This window comes from Actinoplanes sp. NPDC051494, from assembly GCF_044454705.1.
In the GTDB taxonomy this organism is placed as follows: domain Bacteria; phylum Actinomycetota; class Actinomycetes; order Mycobacteriales; family Micromonosporaceae; genus Actinoplanes.
This window is the reverse complement of record NZ_JBITDZ010000011.1, coordinates 254,924-272,533: the sequence shown is the minus strand read 5'-3', so window position 1 is coordinate 272,533 and position 17,610 is coordinate 254,924. Positions and strand designations below refer to the sequence as shown.

Genomic DNA, 17,610 nt, shown 5'->3' with positions numbered 1-17,610 from the left:
TCTTGAGACTGAAGTTTCTGCGATGGCGGCCTGACACGCGATCTATAGTGCGCATCCCCAGAGCTGAATGCCATATACGTTCGGACGAAACTTACTCGGATTGGAAATTACGCATACTTAATTTACTCACCGTAGTTGTTCCATTCCGAACGGTGCCTGATATCGCAAGATGCAGGTCGGACTGCCCTGCCCCACCGGCTCACCCTGCAGCACCGGGATGCCCGAATCCGGGTCGATCCGGAAGATAGTGACGTTGTGTGATCTCTCATTGGCTACGTAAAGGTGATCCGAGAAAAGGGCGATATGCCGGGGCCACTCACCCTCGGTCGTCACTTCCGCGATGAGAGCGCCGTCGCCGGCCGCCCAGTCGAAGACCGAGACGGTGTCCGGGCCGCGGTTGGCCACGTACACGAAACGCTCGTCGCGCCCGGTGGTCAGCTCGGACGGCTGATTGGGCTTGGTCGCGGTGGTGAACTCCCCACCCGCCTTGACGAGCACCCCACGCGCGTCCGGCCGGAACCAGCTCAGCTCGCCGGACAGCTCCCCCACCAGCAGGACGGAACCGTCACTCGTCCGCAGCATGTGCCGCGGACCGGTGCCCGGCTCGGCGGTCACCGCCGGGCCGACCAGCGTGAGCCGCCCGGACACCGGGTCCAGCCGGGTGTGCCACACCCGGTCCGAGCCCAGGTCGCAGACCAGCACGTCCGGGCCGTTCGGGGCGGGCTTGACCATGTGCGCGTGCGGGCCCTCCTGCCGGTCGGCGACCGGACCCGAACCCTCCAGACCCAGCAGATCACACCGCTCCCCCGGTACGCCGTCCGCGCCCAGTGGGAAGACCGCCACGTTGCCACTCGTGTAGTTGGCGACCAGCAGATGCCCACCGTCCGACGACACGGCCAGGTGGCAGGGCGCCGAACCACCGGTCTCCCGGACCGCCAGCGGGGACAACGTCGCGTCCGGCGCCACCGCGAAGGCGCTGACCGTGCCGGCGTCGAGCTCGTTCACCGCGTACAGGACGGGCAGGGTGGGGTGTTGGGCCAGGAAAGAAGGAGAGGGGGTACGGGCGGCGAGCCCCACCCGGGTCAGCCCGCCGGTCGCCGGATCGCGCCGGAACAGGGCGATCCCGTCGCCCTCGCCTCCGCTCTCGGCGGTGTAGCAGCCCAGGAAGACGATGTCACCGTTCGAAGCCATGTGCCGATCCCATCACATCACGGCGACGACCGCTCGGCCGTGCTCGTGACGACCGGCCCGGTGCGGGGATCCGCGGCCGGGCCGGCCGGTGTCAGCGGGATCCGGCCGCCGCCAGCTGGCGTCGGGCGACGTATTCCACCAGCTCGATGAGCACGTTGCGGGCCGCGGTCGGCTCACGCGCGTCGAACTCCACCACCGGGACGTCCGGGTCCAGGTCGAGGGCGCGGGCGATCGCGTCGGAACCGAACCGCTTGTCGTCGAAGCAGTTCACCGCCACCACGAACGGGGTGCCGCGCTGCTCGAAGTAGTCGATCGACGGGAAGCAGTCGGCCAGCCGGCGGGTGTCCGCCAGCACCACCGCGCCCAGCGCGCCCTGGGACAACTCGTCCCACAGGAACCAGAAGCGGTCCTGGCCCGGCGTGCCGAACAGGTACAGCTGAAGATCGTCGGTGATGGTGATGCGACCGAAGTCCATCGTCACCGTCGTGGTGTGCTTCCCCTCGACCCCGGAGGTGTCGTCGGCGCCGTCGACGCCGGTCAACACCTCCTCGGTCTGCAGCGGTTTGATCTCACTGACCGAGCCGACCATGGTGGTCTTGCCCGCGCCGAAACCACCGGCGATGAGGATCTTGAGCGCAACCGGGATGCGCGATCGGGCGCCTTCACGATCAGAGCGCACGGAGGCCATTGACAACCGCCTTGAGTACGTCGACGTCATGCGGCTGGGATGCCGCGGGAGGCTCATACAGTGAAATGAGGCCCGCCGAGCGTAGATCACCCAGGAAAACCCGGACGACCCCGATCGAGAGGTCCAGTTTGGAGGCTAGTTCGACAACCGACGTAGGCTCCCACGCCGCGCCGACGATCGCGTCATGCTCCGGCAACAGCGAAGGTGGCAACGGCGCGTCGGGCATGGTCGCCACCACGAACGCGAGCAGGTCGAACTCGCCGCCGGAGGGCGCCACCCGGCCCTGCGTCATCGCGTACGGCCGGACCACCGGACCCGCGTCGTGGTCCAGCCAGTCGTGCGGCGCCCGTCTCGGATCAGCTGGCATCGGACCCGGGGAGGCGCTCGGGTGCGTCCATCTTCTGTCCCACGCGGGTCACGAGCATCGCCATCTCGTACGCGATCAGTCCGAGGTCGGCGTCGCTCTCCGCCACGACCGCGAGACAGGCACCCAGGCCGGCCGCGGTGACGAAGAGGAACGCGTCCTCCATCTCCACCACGGTCTGGCGTACGGGCCCGGCCTGGAAATGCCGGCTGGCCCCCTTGGCGAGGCTCTGGAACCCGGCGGCCATGGCCGACAGATGCTCGGCGTCCTCACGGCCCATGCCGACCGACGCTCCCATCAGGAGCCCGTCGGCCGAGAGAACCACCGCCTGCCGTGCGGACGGCACCCGCTCGACGAGATCGTCGAGGAGCCAGGTGAGGTTGGCGCTCTGGTTGGTCGTCTGTGCCACTTATGCGTCCTTCTCCGGCCGAGAATTCTGGTCCGTCATGTCAGGCGAGCCATCCGCGCCGCCGTCGGTCCCGGCCGTGGTGCTCCGCACAGCCGGGAAGGTGACGGTAGCTGCCTCCGACCACGTCGGCTGCCCTGTCGTCTGCTCTTTGTCAGTAACTCGGGGTTGCGTGTCACCCTCTCCGGCAATTCGCTCACTACCTGCATCTAGGCGGTCACTCGCAGGCTGCGAGGGTGCCGGTACGTCCGGTGTGGCCGGCGTGGACGGTGACGCCCCGGGCGCCGGCGAGCCGGCCAGAGCGGCGGCGTCCCGGCGGCCCCGGGTGGTGCCCTGCTGGAGGGCGCTCATGAGGCTACGGACCTTCTCCGGCGACCGGACCGTGGTCGACTCCGCCCGCTCGACGACCGGACCGCGCAGCTGCGGCACCAGGCTCGCCTGCCGCACCCGGCGGGGCAGCAGCCGCTCGTCGGCCGGATCGGTCTCGGAGAGCGCCGCCGCGACGGCCGCCGCCCGCGCGTCGACCGACAGGGGCCGCTGATCCGCGTCGGCGCCGAACTCGGGTTCGAACTCGGGTTCGAACCCGGCCTCGAGACCGGCATCGAGACCGGTTCCGACCGGAGAACCCCGCAGCGCACCGGCCGCATCGGGCCGGAGATCCGGCTGAGGGGCGGACGGGATGACCGGCCGGCCGTCGGCGCCGAGCCGGGGAATCGGGGTGGTGGCCTCGATGTCCTCCGTGTCGATCACCGGGTTCCGGCCGGCCGCCGGGAGGACCTCGGTGGACTCCAGCGACGTGGACTTCACTGACGTGGGCTCCAGCGACGTGGGCTCCGGTGAGAGGGCTTCTGGTGACGTGCGCTGGGCCGGGATGCGCGACTGGCTGCCGCCGGTGGGGCGGAAGGCCGTGGCGGGGCTGATGCCCGCGGCGGGGCTGATGCCCGCGGCCTGGTCGCTGCCGGAGGGCCAGTCGACGTCGAGGCCGTCGCCGGCTGGGAAGGCCGGGTCCGGGGATCCGCGGCCGGCCAGGGAGATCGGGTCACCGTCCGGGGCCTGGCCACCGGAGCCGGAGCGGGACGGGTCATCGTCCCGCGCCGGGCCGCTCGAGCTGGACGGTCCGCCGCTCTGGGCAGGGTCGCCGAGGCGGGACGGGTCGCCATCCCGCGCCGGACCGCTGGGACGGGACAGGTCGCCATCCCCCACCGGGCCGCCGGGGCGGGACGGGTCGCCATCCCCCACCGGGCCGCTGGGACGGGACGGGTCGCCATCCCCCACCGGGCCGCTGGGACGGGACAGGTCGCCATCCCCCACCGGGCCGCTGGGACGGGACAGGTCGCCATCCCCCACCGGGCCGCTGGGACGGGACAGGTCGCCATCCCGCGCCGGACCGCTGGGGCGGGACGGGTCGGTGGGCTGGGTCGGGCGGCCGGGGCGGGTGGGCTGGCCCTCGGGGGAGGTCAGGGCCTGGGGGGAGGTCAGGTTCGGGGGGAGGTGGGCCGGTGGGTCGGTGCGGCTCGAGCGGCGGCGGGGGGCGGTGCGGCGGCGTTGGACCAGGCCGTCGGCGGTCAGGCCGTCGACCACCGCGGAAGGGGTGGGTCCGGTCAGGCTGTCGGGGCCAGGGTCGGACGCGGCGGGGTCGAGTGCACCGGGCTCAAGTGCACCGGGGTCAGGCGTACCGGGGTCGAGCGGGGTCTGACCGGGGGCGAGGCCGCTGGAGGGGGTGCCGGTGGAAGGGGTGCGGGTGGTCGACACGCTGCCGCGGCCGGTGGGGGTGCTTCGGGTGCGGGTGGTGAGCTGACCGTCGATCGTGGTGCCGTTGTTGGGGGCTGCGGGGCGACCCGGCGAGGCGAGGGAGCGCAGGTCACCGGGGACCGGGGGCACGGGGACCGGGGAGGGGGGCGCGGCGGCCCGGGAGGGGGGTGCGGCGGCCGGGCCGGGGCCGACCGGGAGGGCTCCGGGGCCGGGTGGGGCCGTGGTGATGAGGTCGCCGGGGATGAGGACGATGGCTTTGACGCCGCCGTAGGCGCTGGGGCGCAGCGAGACTCGCAGTCCCTGGCGGGCGGCCAGCTGGGCGACCACGAACAGGCCGAGGCGGGCGCTGTCGGAGGGGTCGAAGTCCGGGGGCTCGATGAGCTTCTGGTTGGCCTCGGTGAGCGCTTCCGGGGACATGCCGAGGCCGCGGTCCTCGATCTCGACCGCGTAGCCGTTGGGCAGGATCTGGCCCGCGACCTGGACCCGGGTGGTCGGCGGGGAGAAGCTCGCCGCGTTCTCCAGGAGTTCCGCCAGCAGGTGGATGACGTCGCCGACGGCTCGGCCCAGGACCGCGGACGGCTGGACGGCGACGATGTCGACGCGCTTGTAGTCCTCGACCTCGCTGATCGCGCCGCGGATGACGTCGATCAGCGGGACCGGCTTGCGCCAGCCCCGGCCGGGCGCCGCTCCGGCGAGGATGACCAGGTCCTCGGCGTGGCGGCGCATCCGGGTGGCCAGGTGGTCGACGCGGTAGAGGTCCTCGAGCTCGTTCGGCTCGGTCTCGCGGCGCTCCATCTTGTCCAGCAGGGCGAGCTGGCGGTGCAGCAGGGTCTGGCTGCGCCGGGCGATGTTGAGGAAGACCTCGTTGATGCCCCGGCGGACGTTCGCCTCCTCGACCGCCGAGTGCAACGCCGTGCGCTGCACCTCGTTGAAGGCGTGACCGAGCTGGCCGATCTCGTCGCGGCCGTACTCCAGGGGCGGGGTCTCCACGTCGACGTCGACGTGCTCGCCGCGCTGCAGGCGCCGGACGACCGTCGGCAGTCGCTCGCCGGCCATCTCCAGGGCCTCGCCGCGGAGGTGGATCAACCGGCCGACGATGGAGCGGCCGACCCGGATCGAGACCAGGACGGACAGGACCAGGGCGGCCAGGCCGAGCAGGCCGGCCAGGCCGAGGCGGACCAGGACGTCGACCGCGACCGGCTTCGCGTCCTCGGCGAGCGAGTCGGTGGCGTTGTCCTCGAACGTACTCAGCTGCACGACCGTCGCGTCGTAGGCCGGTTGCCAGGCGCCGTGCGTGACCGGTGCGGCGTACCCGGGCCGGCTCTTGGTGAGAAGTTCGTTCTGCAGCTCGCCGAGCCGGTTGAAAGCGGTGCCGGCGCTGAGCGTCTGGTAGGCGGTGCGGTCCTGTACGGGCAGGTCGCTGACGCCCTGGCCGAGCAGGAAGCGGGCGGTGCCGATCGACTGCACGATCTCGCCGCGGCTGCCCGCGCTGAGTTTGCCGGCCGCGTGCGCGCCCGCGAGCAGCGAGTCGACCCGGCTGAGGTATTCCTGGCCCCGGCCGACCGAGGTCAGACCACGGATCTCCCGGTCGACCCGCTCGTCGCCGAACGTGGCGGTGGCGGTGAACATCTGGAAGCTGGTGTCGATGATGTTGTTGTAGAGGTTCTGTGCGCCGACCACGTCGACGTCGCGGGCGTCGATGTAGCCCCGGGCCGCCGGCAGGCTCTCGAGCTGATTGATCATCTGCTTGATGCGCGCCGAGAGCGTGCCGCTCGAGGACCGCTCGGCCTGGTCGTTGACCGCGGCGATCGCGGTGTTGCGGAAGTTCGCCGCGGCCCGGTCGGTGGCCACCCGCTGAGAATTCACCTCACTGGTGGCGGCCTTGGTGTCGGACAGGAACACAACGGACAGCCGGCGCTCGCGCTGAAGCTCGCTCACGAGGACCTGGCCCGGGTCACCGACGTTGTCGGACAGCGCCTGCGTGGTCAGCAGGTTGAGCGCCGGGCCGGCGGTGATAGCCGTGGCGAAGGCCCACAGCGCCATGAGCGCGGTCAGCGGCACCGCGGCCAGCGCGATGATCTTCGAACGGATCGACCAACTGCGGGTTCTCATCAGACTCCGCCCGAGGGGGTGCAGGACAACGCGAGCGTCAATCTTCGTCTATGAGCGGCGCACGCCTTCGCGAGGATACGTAATCGAAGCCCGCGCAGCCACCACCCCTGTGGACAAGGGCGCGACAAACGGCCCCCGATGACCAAGGCCCGCGGCCTGCAGTGATGTCACGCTCACGGTCAGTCGATCAAAGCCCGGCCGGAGGGATTTCACGTCACTGGCTCGAATCGGATTGATGACCCTGGTTGGGTGGGCATACCAACGGGTGAAGAAGGAGGAGGCCCGATGTCCCCCACACTCGTGATCGTTCTCATCGTCGTGGTGCTGCTCGTGATCGCGGGCGTCGTGTACGCCGTACGCGCCAGCCGCCGCAAGCAGTTGCAGACCAAGTTCGGACCCGAATACGACCGGGTGGTCGGGGACGCGGACAGCCGCGCGGCCGGCGAGCGTGAGCTGCAGGAACGCCAGAAGCGCGTGGCCCAGTTCGAGCTCCGGGCGCTGCCCGCCGAGGCCAAGGCCCGCTACTCGGTCGCCTGGGAGGAGGTCCAGATCCAGTTCGTGGACGCCCCCGCGGAAGCCGTCTCGACCGCCGACGAACTCGTCACCCGGCTGATCGAGGAGCGCGGTTACCCCACCGGCGGCTACGACGACCAGCTCGCCAACCTGTCGGTGCAGCACGCGACCACACTCGAGCACTACCGTGACGCGCACGCGATCAGCGAGCGCAGCAAGAACGGTGACGCCGAGACCGAGGACCTCCGCCAGGCCCTCGTGCATTACCGCGCCCTCTTCGCCGACCTGCTCGGCGAGAACCCGGTGCGTTCCGAGGGAGCTGTCGCCCCCGACAGCGAGCCCAAGGTCCCGTCCCAGAAGATCAATGACCACGACCCCGACGTCGCGGGCTCCCGTCCCGACGCCACGAGCCGCTGAGGAGTCCGGCGATGCGCTTCTTCTCCAACGACGCCCGTGAGGCCACGGACGACAACAACGACGACCGTACCGAGCGGATCCAGTCCGACCCGGTCGCGGTCCCGGGCCAGCGGCCACCGTCGCCGTGGGCCACCCCCGCCGAGGGCGGTGCGGTGAGCGAGGCCGAGACCGACGACCCCGACCGCACCCAGCAGGTCACGGCGTACGGCACGCCCACCGAGCCGGTCACCGACCCGTGGACCCCGCCGCAGCGGGACACCGGCACCCCGGCCGGCGTCGTCGAGTCCCCCTCGGAGAAGAACACCACGACGTACGGGGGCAGCAGCGTCACGCAGGCGCCGGACACGCAGGCGCCGGAGCGGACCCGCGACGAGGTCGACACCGACGACGTGGTGGACGTGCCGCTGGACGACGACGCGAGGACCGGCCACGACGAGACGGACACTGATCTCCGCCCCGAGGACGACGAGACGAAGGACGAGCCGGTGGACACCGCGAAGCTGGACAAGAACGAACCCGCGCTGAAGGACGAGGGCGACTTCGAGGACCCGAAGGCCGTCGACCCGGTGACGGAAAAGCCGCTGGACGCCGACAAGACCGACGAGCCCGTCGACGAAGTACCGGCCAAGGACGACGAGCCGGTCGACGCAGAGCCGGTCGTAGCAGAGCCGGTCGCAGCGGAACCGGTCGTCCCGGTGCCGGTCGGCAACGCCAAGCACGCCGCCGAGCCCGCCGGCCCGGACAGCGACACGTTCTTCAGCGCCGACGACGCCGCCGGGCTCAAGGAGCGCTGGCGGGACGTGCAGCTGCGCTTCGTCGACAGCCCGAAGGAGGCCACCGACGAGGCCGCGAAGCTGGTCGAGGAAGCCGTCGACAAGCTCACCGCCAGCCTGAAGTCACGCAAGGACGGTCTCACCGGCGACAGCGAGGACACCGAGGCGCTGCGCGTCCAGCTGCGCGGTTACCGCGACATCCTCAACCGGATCACCGGCCTCTGAGCCCACACCACCCTGGGAGCCGGTACCACCCTGGGAGACTGGGCGGATGCGCGCATCCCGCCTGGTCTCCCTGCTGCTTCTGCTGCAGGCCCGCGGCCGGATGACGGCCGGCGAGCTGGCCGCGGAGCTCGAGGTCTCGGTCCGCACGGTCTATCGCGACGTCGAGTCGCTGAGCGCGTCCGGGGTGCCGGTCTACGCCGACCGCGGGCCGGCCGGCGGCTACCAGCTCGTCGACGGATACCGCACCCGGCTCACCGGGATGACCTCCGACGAGGCAGGCACGCTGTTCCTGACCGGGATGCCGGGACCCGCCGCCGAACTGGGTCTCGGCGCACTGCTGGCCGCCGCGGAACTCAAGCTGCGTGCGGCCCTGCCGGGCGAGCTCGCCGACCGGGCCGACCGGGTACGCGACCGGTTCCACCTGGACGTGGCGGGCTGGTTCCGGACCGGTGAGGACACCCCGCACCTGGCCACGGTCGCGGACGCGGTGTGGCGCGGACAGCAGCTCGAGATCCGCTACCGCCGGTGGAAGGAACCGCGCGAGGTCACCCGTACCGTGTCGCCGCTGGGTGTGGTGTTGAAAGCCGGCCGCTGGTATCTCGTCGCGTCGTCCGGGGACCGGGTGACCTCCTACCGGGTCGTCAACGTCCTCGAGGCGCAGGTCCGCGACGACCCGGCGGACCGTCCCGCGGGCTTCGATCTCGCCGGTTTCTGGAAAGAATCGACCGATGGGTACGAACGGAGCGTCTACCGGGCCTCAGCGACCGTACGGATGACGTCGCAGGCCTTGGACCGCATGCCGTTCGTGTTCGCACCGGAGATGGCGCGGAGGGCGCGCGAGTCGGCCGCCGAGCCCGGCCCCGACGGGTGGCTGACCACCGAGGTGCCGATCGAATCCGCCAAGCACGGGCACACGGAGCTGCTGAAACTCGGCGCCGAGGCGGAGGTGCTGGGGCCGGCGGAGCTGCGGGCGATGTTCGTCGACACCGCCCGCCGCCTGGCCGGGACCTACCTGCCGCCCGGATAGTCCCCGTACCGATGGTCCGTGCCGGCCGACGGTGAGTCCGGACCGGTCGACCCGTCCCAGCCGTCGTGGTCGTCGCGGTCGTCGTCGCTCGGATCCGGGCCGGACTCGCTCGACGGCGGGGTGCTCGAATCCTCCGGCTCGCCGCTGGGCTCCGGATCGTCGGAAGGCGGCGCGGAGCTGGGCGAAGAAGAACTGGGCGCCGGTGAACTGGGGGCGGCTGAACTGGGCGAAGGCGACGGCTCGGACGACACCGGCTCCTCGTCCGGAGTGGACGGTGGCGGGCTGGTGCGCGACTTCGCCGGAGCAGCCTTCGGCCGGGACGCCGGCGGCGCGACGGTCCGCGGGTCGGAGTGGATGACCTCGACCGGGTCGGACGGGGTGTCGCCCGCGCCGGTGCCACCCTCCGGCCCGATGATCTCGTTCTGCTGCACGGTTGTCACCGCGGGCGGACGCTGTCGTGTGTAGGTGGACTCACCGAACTGAGCGCCCAGCCACATCGCCGGTCCGAGACCGACCGCGATGAGCGCTCCGAAAAGCGCCAAAGGTCCCCGTTCCATCGACGCCCCCTCCCCGTGTCGAGACGATCCTCGCCCGAACGCGTGGGTGTGTTCTACCCAATTTCGCGAACGTGAAAGCAAACGTCGACTGAAACCCAGTGTGACCTGATGTGACGCACTGACTACGCCAATAGTCGGCGATGCGACGCACCTACCCAGCCACACGGAAGAGGGAGCGCAACAGTTCAGCGCTGGTGCTACCGCGTACGCGCGAGAAATTCCACCGCGTTGTCCAGCGCCGCCCAGCCACCTGGCAACTCATCAGAATCCAGGGCAGTGCGGACACTCACCGTGCCGCCGTCACGCAGATCCAGGGCCCAGCTACGCCGTTTCAACTGAGTGGCATTCACCACATCGGCGTACGCCACGAACCGGGTCTCGATCACCCGCCGGGTGGGATCCTCGGCGGCGATCCGGGCGAGCCGCCGCCGCGCCGACCCGTTCTGCGACCGGGGCAGCCCCGGCACCAGCACGAGTCCGGTGTCGACGATCAGCACATCGGTGCGCGATCCGTCGATCACCAGGTTGACGACCCCGCCGACGACCTCGGGCCGGGCCGGCGGGACATCGGCCGACGGCTGGGCCGCGACGTCGATGCCGAGCTCGGCGAGCCGCTCCCGGGCCGTCCCCACGGTCGCCGGGTCGACGATGAGTGTGGCCAGCGCCCCGAGATCCAGGTGCGAGCCGTCGGCCGCGACCAGCTCGGCGGTGCCGGTCCAGCTGTGCCGCCACCGCGCGGCGCCGCTGTGCAGAGCGGCCAGGGCGAGGAGCAGCGTGACCAGCTCACCGACCCGGAACATGGTCTCGTCCGGCGCGAGATCGGGGAACACCGCCGCCGCGACCTTGCGCAGCTCGCCGTCCGCCGCCAGCGTGAGCACGTCGGCGGCGGTGGCGACGGGCCGGTCGGCGACCCGGCCGAGGGCTGTCAGCGCGGCGTCGGCCTCCCGCTGCATCTCGACGGTCCGCGCGGCCCCGAAGAACTCGTCCCAGCCGACCCGGGTGCGCCCCTGCGGCGGGTAGGCGACCTGCTGCAACGCCCGCCCGAGCCCCGGCAGGTCCGGGACCAGCCGCAACGCGGGCTCAGGATCCGGCTCAGCGAGCCCATCAGCACCCGGCGCGGAGCCCGCGGAGCCGGCACCCGACGCGGAGCCACCGCCCGGCACGGAGCCGGCACCCGACGCGGAGCCGGCACCCGGCGGTTCCGGTTCCGGGTCGGCGACGGCGCCCGCGGCTAGCTCCGCGTCGGGGGCGACCATCGGGGCAGCGGATGACAGAGGGGTGGATGACAAGGCGGTGGATGACAGAGCGGTGGATGACAGACCGGTCGGTGACGGACCGGCAGGGATGGGAGCGCCGGCCGGGGATGCCGGAGTGGGCACGGCGGGAGTGTCCGAGGCCTGGCCCGGCTCGGCCCGGGTCGGCGAAGTCGGGTTGGGCGCGACCGAAGCCGGCGTCTGGGTGGCCCCGGCCAGGGTCGACGACGTCGGGGTAGGCGGGACCGAAGCCGGCGTCTGGGTGGGCTCGGCCGAGGCCGGATCGGACAAGCCGGGCGAAACCGTAGCCAAAGGGTCCACGTTGGACGCGGCCGGGGTCGCTGCGGACGAGGAGGCCAACCCGGACGTGGCCGAGAACGCCAGCCCAGGCGCGGCCGACGCGGCCTGGACCGACGCAGCCTGGACCGACGCGGCCTGGACCGACGCAGCCTGGACCGACGCGGGCTGGACCGACGCGGGCTGGACCGACGCGGGCTGGACCGACGCGGGCTGGGAAGGCGCAGGCTGGGAAGGCGCGGCCTGGGTCGGCTGGGTGAGGGCGGCCAGGGCGGCGAGGCGTTCCTGGCGGGGTGGGTGGGTGTCCCAGGTGGAGGGTGCGGCTGGTTCACGGGCCCGGAGGACGGCTACCTCTTCCGCGCGGGCCGCGAGGACGCGCAGGAAGCCGCCGAAGATGTCGTCCGGGACGTGGCCCGCCTGCCAGCCCGGGCCGAGATACTCAGCGTGGAAGACGCGGTGCACGGCGTCGAGGGCGGGGAGGTCGCGCAGGACCGCCGCGGCCGCCGCCGGGGTCGAGTACTCGGCGGCGATGCGGTCGGCGAGCAGTTCCTGGGCGCGGCTGAACGGGGCGTCGGCCCGGCGGTAGAGCTTCGCGTACGCCCGCAGCATCGGCCCCGCCGGGTTGCGTCGCGGGATGCGGGGCACCACCCGGGCGACCGTGGTCCGGCCGCGGTAGGCGAGCGGGGCGAGGCGGCCGAGGCGGGGTGAGAAGTGGCCGATCTCGTGGGCCGCGACGGCGCGCAGGTGCTCGGTGTCCCAGGCCTGCAGCAACGGGAGGCCGAGGTAGAAGTCGCGCCGGCCGCCACCGAAACCGAGGAAGCGGGTGCGTTCGATCAGTTTGGCGACCGCTTCCGCCACGATGGTGAGGCGGTCGGGGGCACGGGTGCCCGCCGCCGCCGCCGCGCCGTCGAGCAGGGCCCAGAGTTCGGGCGCGTCCTGGCGGGTGACCGGGATGCCGACCGGTTCGGGGCGGCGGGTGTGCAGGGCGCGCCAGGTGGCGTACGCCATGACACCGACGGTGGCCACGCACACGGGCGCGCCGATCCGCACGGCGGCCGCACCGGGCAACGTCGAGAGCACCAGCAACACCGGCACGACGACCAGCGCCAGCTGCAGGGCAGCGACCGCCAGGAAGCCGGCCAGGGCGGCGGCCGAAGTCCACACGTACTTCTGCACTCGGCAAGAGTAGGGGTGGTCCCCGGGTGACCGGCGGGCGCGGTCCGGGTCGCTCCCCCCTCGAAGAGCCCGTGAGCTGCCCGGATGCCGGAGCGCGTCCGGATACAGATTTAAGGAAGATTTCGGGACAGCGGGTTACCCGCCCGCGGGACGGGCGGGTACCGCGCGGGCGTTACTGCCAGGGGATCTCGGGGGCGGGGTGGTAGGCGATGCCCTGTTCCCGCCAGCGTGGCCCGAACGCCGCCAGCCGGCGCCGGAACGACTCCCAGTCGTGGGTGACCCGCGGTGACCAGCCGATCTCGGCGATCGCCGGGAGCCGGGGGAACGTCATCGTCTGGGCGTCGGCGAGGCTGCGCAGGGTCTCCGACCAGAGCGGGGCCTCGACCCCGAGCAGGTTGTCCTCGCCCACCCCGGGCAGCCGGCCGGCCGGGTCCCAGCCGTACGCCTTCTCGACGTCGGTCACGCCCGCCCAGTCCAGGCCGGGCCGGGTATCCGCCGCGTACCGCATGTCGAGGTAGCTGCGGTCGGCCGGCGACATGATCACCTGATGCCCGCGGGCGGCCGCACCGGCGGTGGTGTCGTCGGCCGCGTCGATCCCCCAGTACTGCAGGATCGCGTCGCCGGGCAGGTCGGCGCCGGCCAGCTCGTGCCAGCCGACCGGTCGTTTGCCGTACTTCGCGACCAATGGCAGCACCCGGCCGATGAACGCGCGGTAGTCCTCGGGGGTGGTGGCCTGCGCCTCGTCGCCACCGATGTGCAGGTACGGCCCCGGGGTCAGCGCCGCGACCTCGCGCAGCACGTCCTCCACGAACGCGTACGTCTCCTCCTTGCCGGCCACCAACGAGCTGTAGCCGACCTCGAGATCCGTGCGCGGTCCGGGGGCGACGCCGTCGGCGGTGAGCTCCGGGTAGGCCACCTGGGCGGCGTTGACGTGTCCCGGCATGTCGAATTCCGGGACGATCGTCACGAAGCGGGCAGCTGCATAGGCGACCAGCCCGGCGTACTCATCCTGGGTGTAGAAGCCGGGCCCGGCCCCGTCGACGCCGGTGCCCGCGCCGCCGCTGACGACGGTGAGCTCGGGACGGCTCTCGATCTCGAGACGCCAGCCCTGGTCGTCGGTGAGGTGCAGATGCAGGTGATTGATCTTGAACTGCACGAGAGCGTCGAGATAGGACTCCACCTCGGCGACACTGAAGAAGTGCCGGGCGACGTCGAGCATCGCCCCGCGGTACCCGAACCGCGGCCGGTCGGCGATCAGCCCGCCCGGCACGGTCCAGACCGTTTCCCGCGGCCCGTCGGCGTGGATCTCGGCGGGCAGCACCTGGCGCAGCGTCTGCACCGCATAGAACAACCCGGCCGGGTCACCCCCGGTGAGCACGATCCCGCCCGGATCGACCACCATCCGGTACGCCTCGTCGCCCAGCGTCTCGTCGAGCTCCAGGTGGATCCCACCCGGGGTGCGAGCGGGCACCGCGCCGGCGCCCGCGTCCGGGCCGGGGCCGATCGGCAGGTCGAAGCCGGTCGCCGGGCGCAGGGCCGCGGCGAGGTGCTCAGCGACCGCCTCCGTGCCCGGTGCGGCGGAGATGGTCACGCCGGTCTCGATCGTGAAACCCGCGGCCGGATCCGGCCGCACCTCACCCGGGGCGGGTATGACATCGCCCAATTCTCTGGTCACCGCTACGCCCTTCATCGTAGGGGCCGGAATCGGCCCGCCCGAAACTCTAAACCCTCTTTCCAGTTCCGCGGAGCGGGCAGGGCGGGACGAGAGGGTGCGGCTGGGCGGGACGGGCGGCGATAAGGTGGCGGGATGGTGATCTCCATCCGCCTGGCGACCCGGGCCGACGCCGGTGAGCTGCATGATCTCGCGGCCCGGACGTTCGGGCTGGCGGCTCCGGCGGACACCCCGCAGCCGGACATCGACGCTTTTATCGCCACGAATCTCTCGGTGGCCAGCTTCGAACGATATCTGGCGGACCCGTCGCGGGTGCTGCTGATCGCGGACCGGGACGACAAGCCCATCGGGTACGCGATGCTGGCCGGCGGCCCCGTCGCCGACCCGCACGTGGCGGCGCTGGTGTCAGCGGTGCACGCCGGGCCCAGCATCGAGCTTTCCAAGTTCTACCTGACCCAGGACACCCACGGCTCCGGTGCCGCGGCCGCGCTGATGACCGCGACCCTGGAAGCCGCCGTGCGGGCGGGCGCGGCGTTCTGCTGGCTGGGTGTCAACGAGCAGAACGCCCGGGCCGCGCGCTTCTACGCCAAGCATGGCTTCGAGGTCATCGGCGTCAAGCGGTTCCAGGTCGGCGACACGTGGTTCGACGACCCGGTCCGCGGCCGCGTTCTCAGTTGACCAGGGGACGGACCTCGCGCGCGACGAAGCGTACAAAATCCTCCGGGGTGATGTCGTTGCCCGGCACCGGCTGCAGGACCACCGTGGTCGCACCGGCCCGGGCCAGTTCCTCCACCCCGGCGGCGATCGTCGCCGCGTCGCCGGCCACGCCCCAGTCGCCGGCGAACTTGCCGCGCTCGAGGGCCTCGGCGGCTCCGGGGCCGGTCGTGGCGGCCATGAAGACCACCACCTCGTGGTCCTCCCCCGGCTGGATGTGGGCGAGCGCCTCGGTGACGCCCGCCGGGGACGTCGCCGACGTGAGGATGGTGCCGTCGGCGAGCTCGCCGGCGAGCCGCAGCGACTTGGGGCCGGTCGCGCCGATCAGCACCCGGGCCGGCGGGGCCGGCGGCCAGTCGAGTTTGACCGCGTCGAGGTGGACGTAGCGGCCGTCGGTGGTGACCTCGTCGCCGCGCAACAGGGACTTGAGCGCGACGGTGTACTCGCGCAGCAGGGTCAGCGGGGACGCCGCGCGGGCGCCGACCTGGCCCATCCAGTCCTGCACGCCGTGGCCGATGCCGGCGATCGCCCGGTCGCCGAAGAGCCGGTGCAGGGTGGCGATCTCCATCGCGGCCAGGGCGACGTTGCGGAACGGGACCGGCATGAGGCCGATACCGACCTTGAGGCGTTCGGTGCCGGCCAGTGCCGCCGCGGCCGCCGCGATGCCGCTGTTGAGGAAGCAGTCCTCCCACAGCCAGAGCTGTTCGAGGCCGGCCTCCTCGGCGGCGCGGGCGACGGCGGGCAGCCGCTCGGGTGGGTTCTGGGGAAGGAAGATGGCGCCTAGATTCGTCACGGTTCCATCGTCCATGGTTCCCGCGACAACAGCCGGCCGGTCTCCAGCAGGGTCTTGAGATTGGCCAGCACGGCCGGCCAGCCGAGTGCGACGGCCGCGCGGTCCTCATCGGTGACCAGGTTCTCGTGGGTGACGGTCACCCGGACGATCTCGTGGTACGGATCGATCTGGAACGTGACGCGGGAGGTGTCCCAGGTGGTAACCAACCGCCGGGGCGGGATGGCCTCGACGACCTCGCCGGCCACGTCGGCGATGCCGGAGCCGTCGGTGCGGCGGTGCTCCCAGCGGGAGCCGGGCTGCCAGTCGGAGACGTTGGCGTGTCCCCAGAACGCGGCGGTGACGTCCGCGTCGGTGAGCGCGTGCCAGACCTTCTCCGGGGTGCTCTCGATGTAGGTGACGTAGACGTAGTCGGGCCGGTCGTCCATGGCGTCCTCCGCTCGGCGTTTCACGGCGCCGAGCACCCGCAGCCGCGGGCGCTCGAACGTGTCGATCCAGCGCTCCTGCAGCTCGTGCAGCGGCACGGGATTGAGGTAGTGCAGTTTTTCCCGGCCCCGCCGCACCACGGTGACCAGGTTGGCGGCCTCCAGCAGCTCGAGATGCCGGGTCACCGACTGCCGGGTCATGGCGAGGGGCTCGCACAACTCGCCGAGGCTGCTCCCGTTGTGCTCCCGCAACAGATCGAGCAGGTGCCGGCGGGTCGGATCGGCGAGCGCACGGAAAACCTCGTCCATACGCAAAGTAATGCAGCTTAAAGGCTGCATGTCAAGCCGCGCTGAACGGCCTACCCCACTGAGGTGACCGTACGGTTGACTAGTTCCGATCAGCCCCCGAGACTCCGGGTATCCCATCGCCGGAGGCCCGCCATGGAGGACGAACCTCCGTTCCTGTTCGACCCCTTGGGTTCCGAGATCGCCGTGAGCACCGACATCGACGGCACCTTCATCGACATCGCGGCGCGGGGGCCGTGGCGCCGCCACCTCGCCGGGACGCTCCACCGGACCTTCCAGAAATGCCTGGCCGAATGTCCCACCGGGATCATCGTGGACCTGACCGCGGTGGACGATCCGAGCGCGGAGAGCGTCGCGACATGGGTGACCATCGCCCGGATCGCCGCCGCCACCGAGCCGCCCACCCACGTCGCGCTCTGCCTGCCGACGCACGTCCCGCTGCGCCGGCGGCTGGCCCGGGTGGGTAACGCGCGGTTCATCGTCGTCTGCGAGACACCGGCCGGCGCGCGGGCGGCCCTGTCCGGCAAACGACCGCTGCTCGACGTGATCCGGCTCCGCCTGCCCCCGTCACCGACATCACTGAGCGTGGCCAGAAATCTCATCGGTGGCGCCTGCCAGGAGTGGGGGATGCCGAACCTGCTGCACCCCGGGCGGGCCGTCGTCTCCGAACTCGTCGCGAACGCGGTCGAGCACGCCCGCACCGAGATGGACATCACCGTCTCGCGGCGCGGTTCCGGGCTGCACCTGGCCGTCCGCGACCGCAACCCGACGCTGCCCCGCATGCTGAAGATGGCCCCGATCGTCGACGGCGGCCCGCTCGACGAACGTGGCCGCGGCCTGCGGGTGGTGCACGCCGACACGCTGGCCTGGGGCGCGATGCCGACGTCCGGCGGCAAGCTCGTCTGGGCGACCATCAGGGACCGGGCCGGGCGCCCCCGCGGCTGGTAGTGCG

The 17,610-nt window shown here is 71.9% G+C and carries 15 protein-coding genes; 6 read left to right on the top strand and 9 right to left on the bottom strand.

Annotated features, from left to right (window positions below):
• Positions 1–126: 126 nt before the first annotated feature.
• The 5 genes from ACIA6A_RS32400 to ACIA6A_RS32380 all read right to left on the bottom strand — a co-directional run bounded on the left by ACIA6A_RS32400 (position 127) and on the right by ACIA6A_RS32380 (position 6,513).
• Positions 127–1,191, bottom strand: coding sequence for a lactonase family protein (locus ACIA6A_RS32400; protein ID WP_396101764.1), 1,065 nt, complete (start codon positions 1,189–1,191; stop codon positions 127–129).
• 91 nt (positions 1,192–1,282) lie between these two features.
• Positions 1,283–1,879 carry a GTP-binding protein gene (locus tag ACIA6A_RS32395; RefSeq protein ID WP_396101763.1) on the bottom strand — a complete coding sequence of 199 codons (597 nt, stop codon included), beginning with the start codon at positions 1,877–1,879 and terminating at the stop codon, positions 1,283–1,285.
• Positions 1,860–2,246, bottom strand: a complete 387-nt coding sequence (locus ACIA6A_RS32390) for a DUF742 domain-containing protein (protein ID WP_396101762.1) — start codon at positions 2,244–2,246, stop codon at positions 1,860–1,862. Before ACIA6A_RS32390 ends, ACIA6A_RS32395 begins: the two co-directional genes overlap by 20 nt.
• Positions 2,236–2,652: a roadblock/LC7 domain-containing protein gene (locus ACIA6A_RS32385; RefSeq protein WP_396101761.1), complete on the bottom strand. Its 417-nt coding sequence runs from the start codon at positions 2,650–2,652 to the stop codon at positions 2,236–2,238. The genes ACIA6A_RS32390 and ACIA6A_RS32385 overlap by 11 nt, the downstream gene beginning before the upstream one ends.
• A complete protein-coding gene (locus ACIA6A_RS32380; RefSeq protein ID WP_396101760.1) occupies positions 2,653–6,513 on the bottom strand; it encodes a nitrate- and nitrite sensing domain-containing protein in 3,861 nt (1,286 codons plus the stop codon).
• A gap of 285 nt (positions 6,514–6,798) precedes the next feature.
• Here ACIA6A_RS32380 and ACIA6A_RS32375 point away from each other — a divergent pair, with 285 nt between their 5' ends.
• The 4 genes from ACIA6A_RS32375 to ACIA6A_RS32360 are packed head-to-tail and all read left to right on the top strand — an operon-like array spanning position 6,799 to position 9,933.
• Positions 6,799–7,443 carry a hypothetical protein gene (locus ACIA6A_RS32375; protein ID WP_396101759.1) on the top strand — a complete coding sequence of 215 codons (645 nt, stop codon included), beginning with the start codon at positions 6,799–6,801 and terminating at the stop codon, positions 7,441–7,443.
• 11 nt (positions 7,444–7,454) lie between these two features.
• Positions 7,455–8,441: a hypothetical protein gene (locus tag ACIA6A_RS32370; protein ID WP_396101758.1), complete on the top strand. Its 987-nt coding sequence runs from the start codon at positions 7,455–7,457 to the stop codon at positions 8,439–8,441.
• Positions 8,442–8,487: 46 nt separating this feature from the next.
• On the top strand, positions 8,488–9,468 hold the full coding sequence (locus ACIA6A_RS32365) for a helix-turn-helix transcriptional regulator (RefSeq protein WP_396101757.1): 981 nt from the start codon (positions 8,488–8,490) through the stop codon (positions 9,466–9,468).
• 18 nt (positions 9,469–9,486) lie between these two features.
• Positions 9,487–9,933 carry a hypothetical protein gene (locus ACIA6A_RS32360; RefSeq protein ID WP_396101756.1) on the top strand — a complete coding sequence of 149 codons (447 nt, stop codon included), beginning with the start codon at positions 9,487–9,489 and terminating at the stop codon, positions 9,931–9,933.
• A gap of 289 nt (positions 9,934–10,222) precedes the next feature.
• Here ACIA6A_RS32360 and ACIA6A_RS32355 read toward each other — a convergent pair whose 3' ends face one another.
• Both ACIA6A_RS32355 and ACIA6A_RS32350 read right to left on the bottom strand, forming a co-directional pair.
• Positions 10,223–12,751, bottom strand: coding sequence for a M48 family metalloprotease (locus ACIA6A_RS32355; RefSeq protein ID WP_396101755.1), 2,529 nt, complete (start codon positions 12,749–12,751; stop codon positions 10,223–10,225).
• 172 nt (positions 12,752–12,923) lie between these two features.
• Positions 12,924–14,426: a beta-N-acetylhexosaminidase gene (locus tag ACIA6A_RS32350; protein WP_396101754.1), complete on the bottom strand. Its 1,503-nt coding sequence runs from the start codon at positions 14,424–14,426 to the stop codon at positions 12,924–12,926.
• Between the two features lie 132 nt (positions 14,427–14,558).
• On the opposite strand from ACIA6A_RS32350, the gene ACIA6A_RS32345 reads away from it, so the two are divergent.
• A complete protein-coding gene (locus tag ACIA6A_RS32345) occupies positions 14,559–15,101 on the top strand; it encodes a GNAT family N-acetyltransferase (protein ID WP_396101753.1) in 543 nt (180 codons plus the stop codon).
• Here the strand turns inward: ACIA6A_RS32345 and ACIA6A_RS32340 are convergent.
• Positions 15,094–15,930, bottom strand: a complete 837-nt coding sequence (locus ACIA6A_RS32340) for an LLM class flavin-dependent oxidoreductase (protein WP_396101752.1) — start codon at positions 15,928–15,930, stop codon at positions 15,094–15,096. The two genes, ACIA6A_RS32345 and ACIA6A_RS32340, sit on opposite strands and share 8 nt — an antisense overlap.
• Entirely contained in the window at positions 15,927–16,661 is a 735-nt protein-coding gene (locus ACIA6A_RS32335) for an ArsR/SmtB family transcription factor (RefSeq protein ID WP_396101751.1), read from the bottom strand. Before ACIA6A_RS32335 ends, ACIA6A_RS32340 begins: the two co-directional genes overlap by 4 nt.
• Positions 16,662–16,793: 132 nt before the next feature.
• Here ACIA6A_RS32335 and ACIA6A_RS32330 point away from each other — a divergent pair, with 132 nt between their 5' ends.
• Positions 16,794–17,606, top strand: a complete 813-nt coding sequence (locus ACIA6A_RS32330; RefSeq protein ID WP_396101750.1) for an ATP-binding protein — start codon at positions 16,794–16,796, stop codon at positions 17,604–17,606.
• Positions 17,607–17,610 lie beyond the last annotated feature (4 nt).

What these genes read in the sequence shown, in the direction of transcription:
- ACIA6A_RS32390 (WP_396101762.1), bottom strand. Translation starts at nt 2,246, where the DNA reads ATGCCAGCTGATCCGAGACGGGCGCCGCACGACTGGCTGGACCACGAC.
- ACIA6A_RS32400 (WP_396101764.1), bottom strand. Translation starts at nt 1,191, where the DNA reads ATGGCTTCGAACGGTGACATCGTCTTCCTGGGCTGCTACACCGCCGAG.
- ACIA6A_RS32395 (WP_396101763.1), bottom strand. Translation starts at nt 1,879, where the DNA reads ATGGCCTCCGTGCGCTCTGATCGTGAAGGCGCCCGATCGCGCATCCCG.
- ACIA6A_RS32345 (WP_396101753.1), top strand. Translation starts at nt 14,559, where the DNA reads ATGGTGATCTCCATCCGCCTGGCGACCCGGGCCGACGCCGGTGAGCTG.
- ACIA6A_RS32335 (WP_396101751.1), bottom strand. Translation starts at nt 16,661, where the DNA reads ATGGACGAGGTTTTCCGTGCGCTCGCCGATCCGACCCGCCGGCACCTG.
- ACIA6A_RS32330 (WP_396101750.1), top strand. Translation starts at nt 16,794, where the DNA reads ATGGAGGACGAACCTCCGTTCCTGTTCGACCCCTTGGGTTCCGAGATC.
- ACIA6A_RS32365 (WP_396101757.1), top strand. Translation starts at nt 8,488, where the DNA reads ATGCGCGCATCCCGCCTGGTCTCCCTGCTGCTTCTGCTGCAGGCCCGC.
- ACIA6A_RS32370 (WP_396101758.1), top strand. Translation starts at nt 7,455, where the DNA reads ATGCGCTTCTTCTCCAACGACGCCCGTGAGGCCACGGACGACAACAAC.
- ACIA6A_RS32380 (WP_396101760.1), bottom strand. Translation starts at nt 6,513, where the DNA reads ATGAGAACCCGCAGTTGGTCGATCCGTTCGAAGATCATCGCGCTGGCC.
- ACIA6A_RS32375 (WP_396101759.1), top strand. Translation starts at nt 6,799, where the DNA reads ATGTCCCCCACACTCGTGATCGTTCTCATCGTCGTGGTGCTGCTCGTG.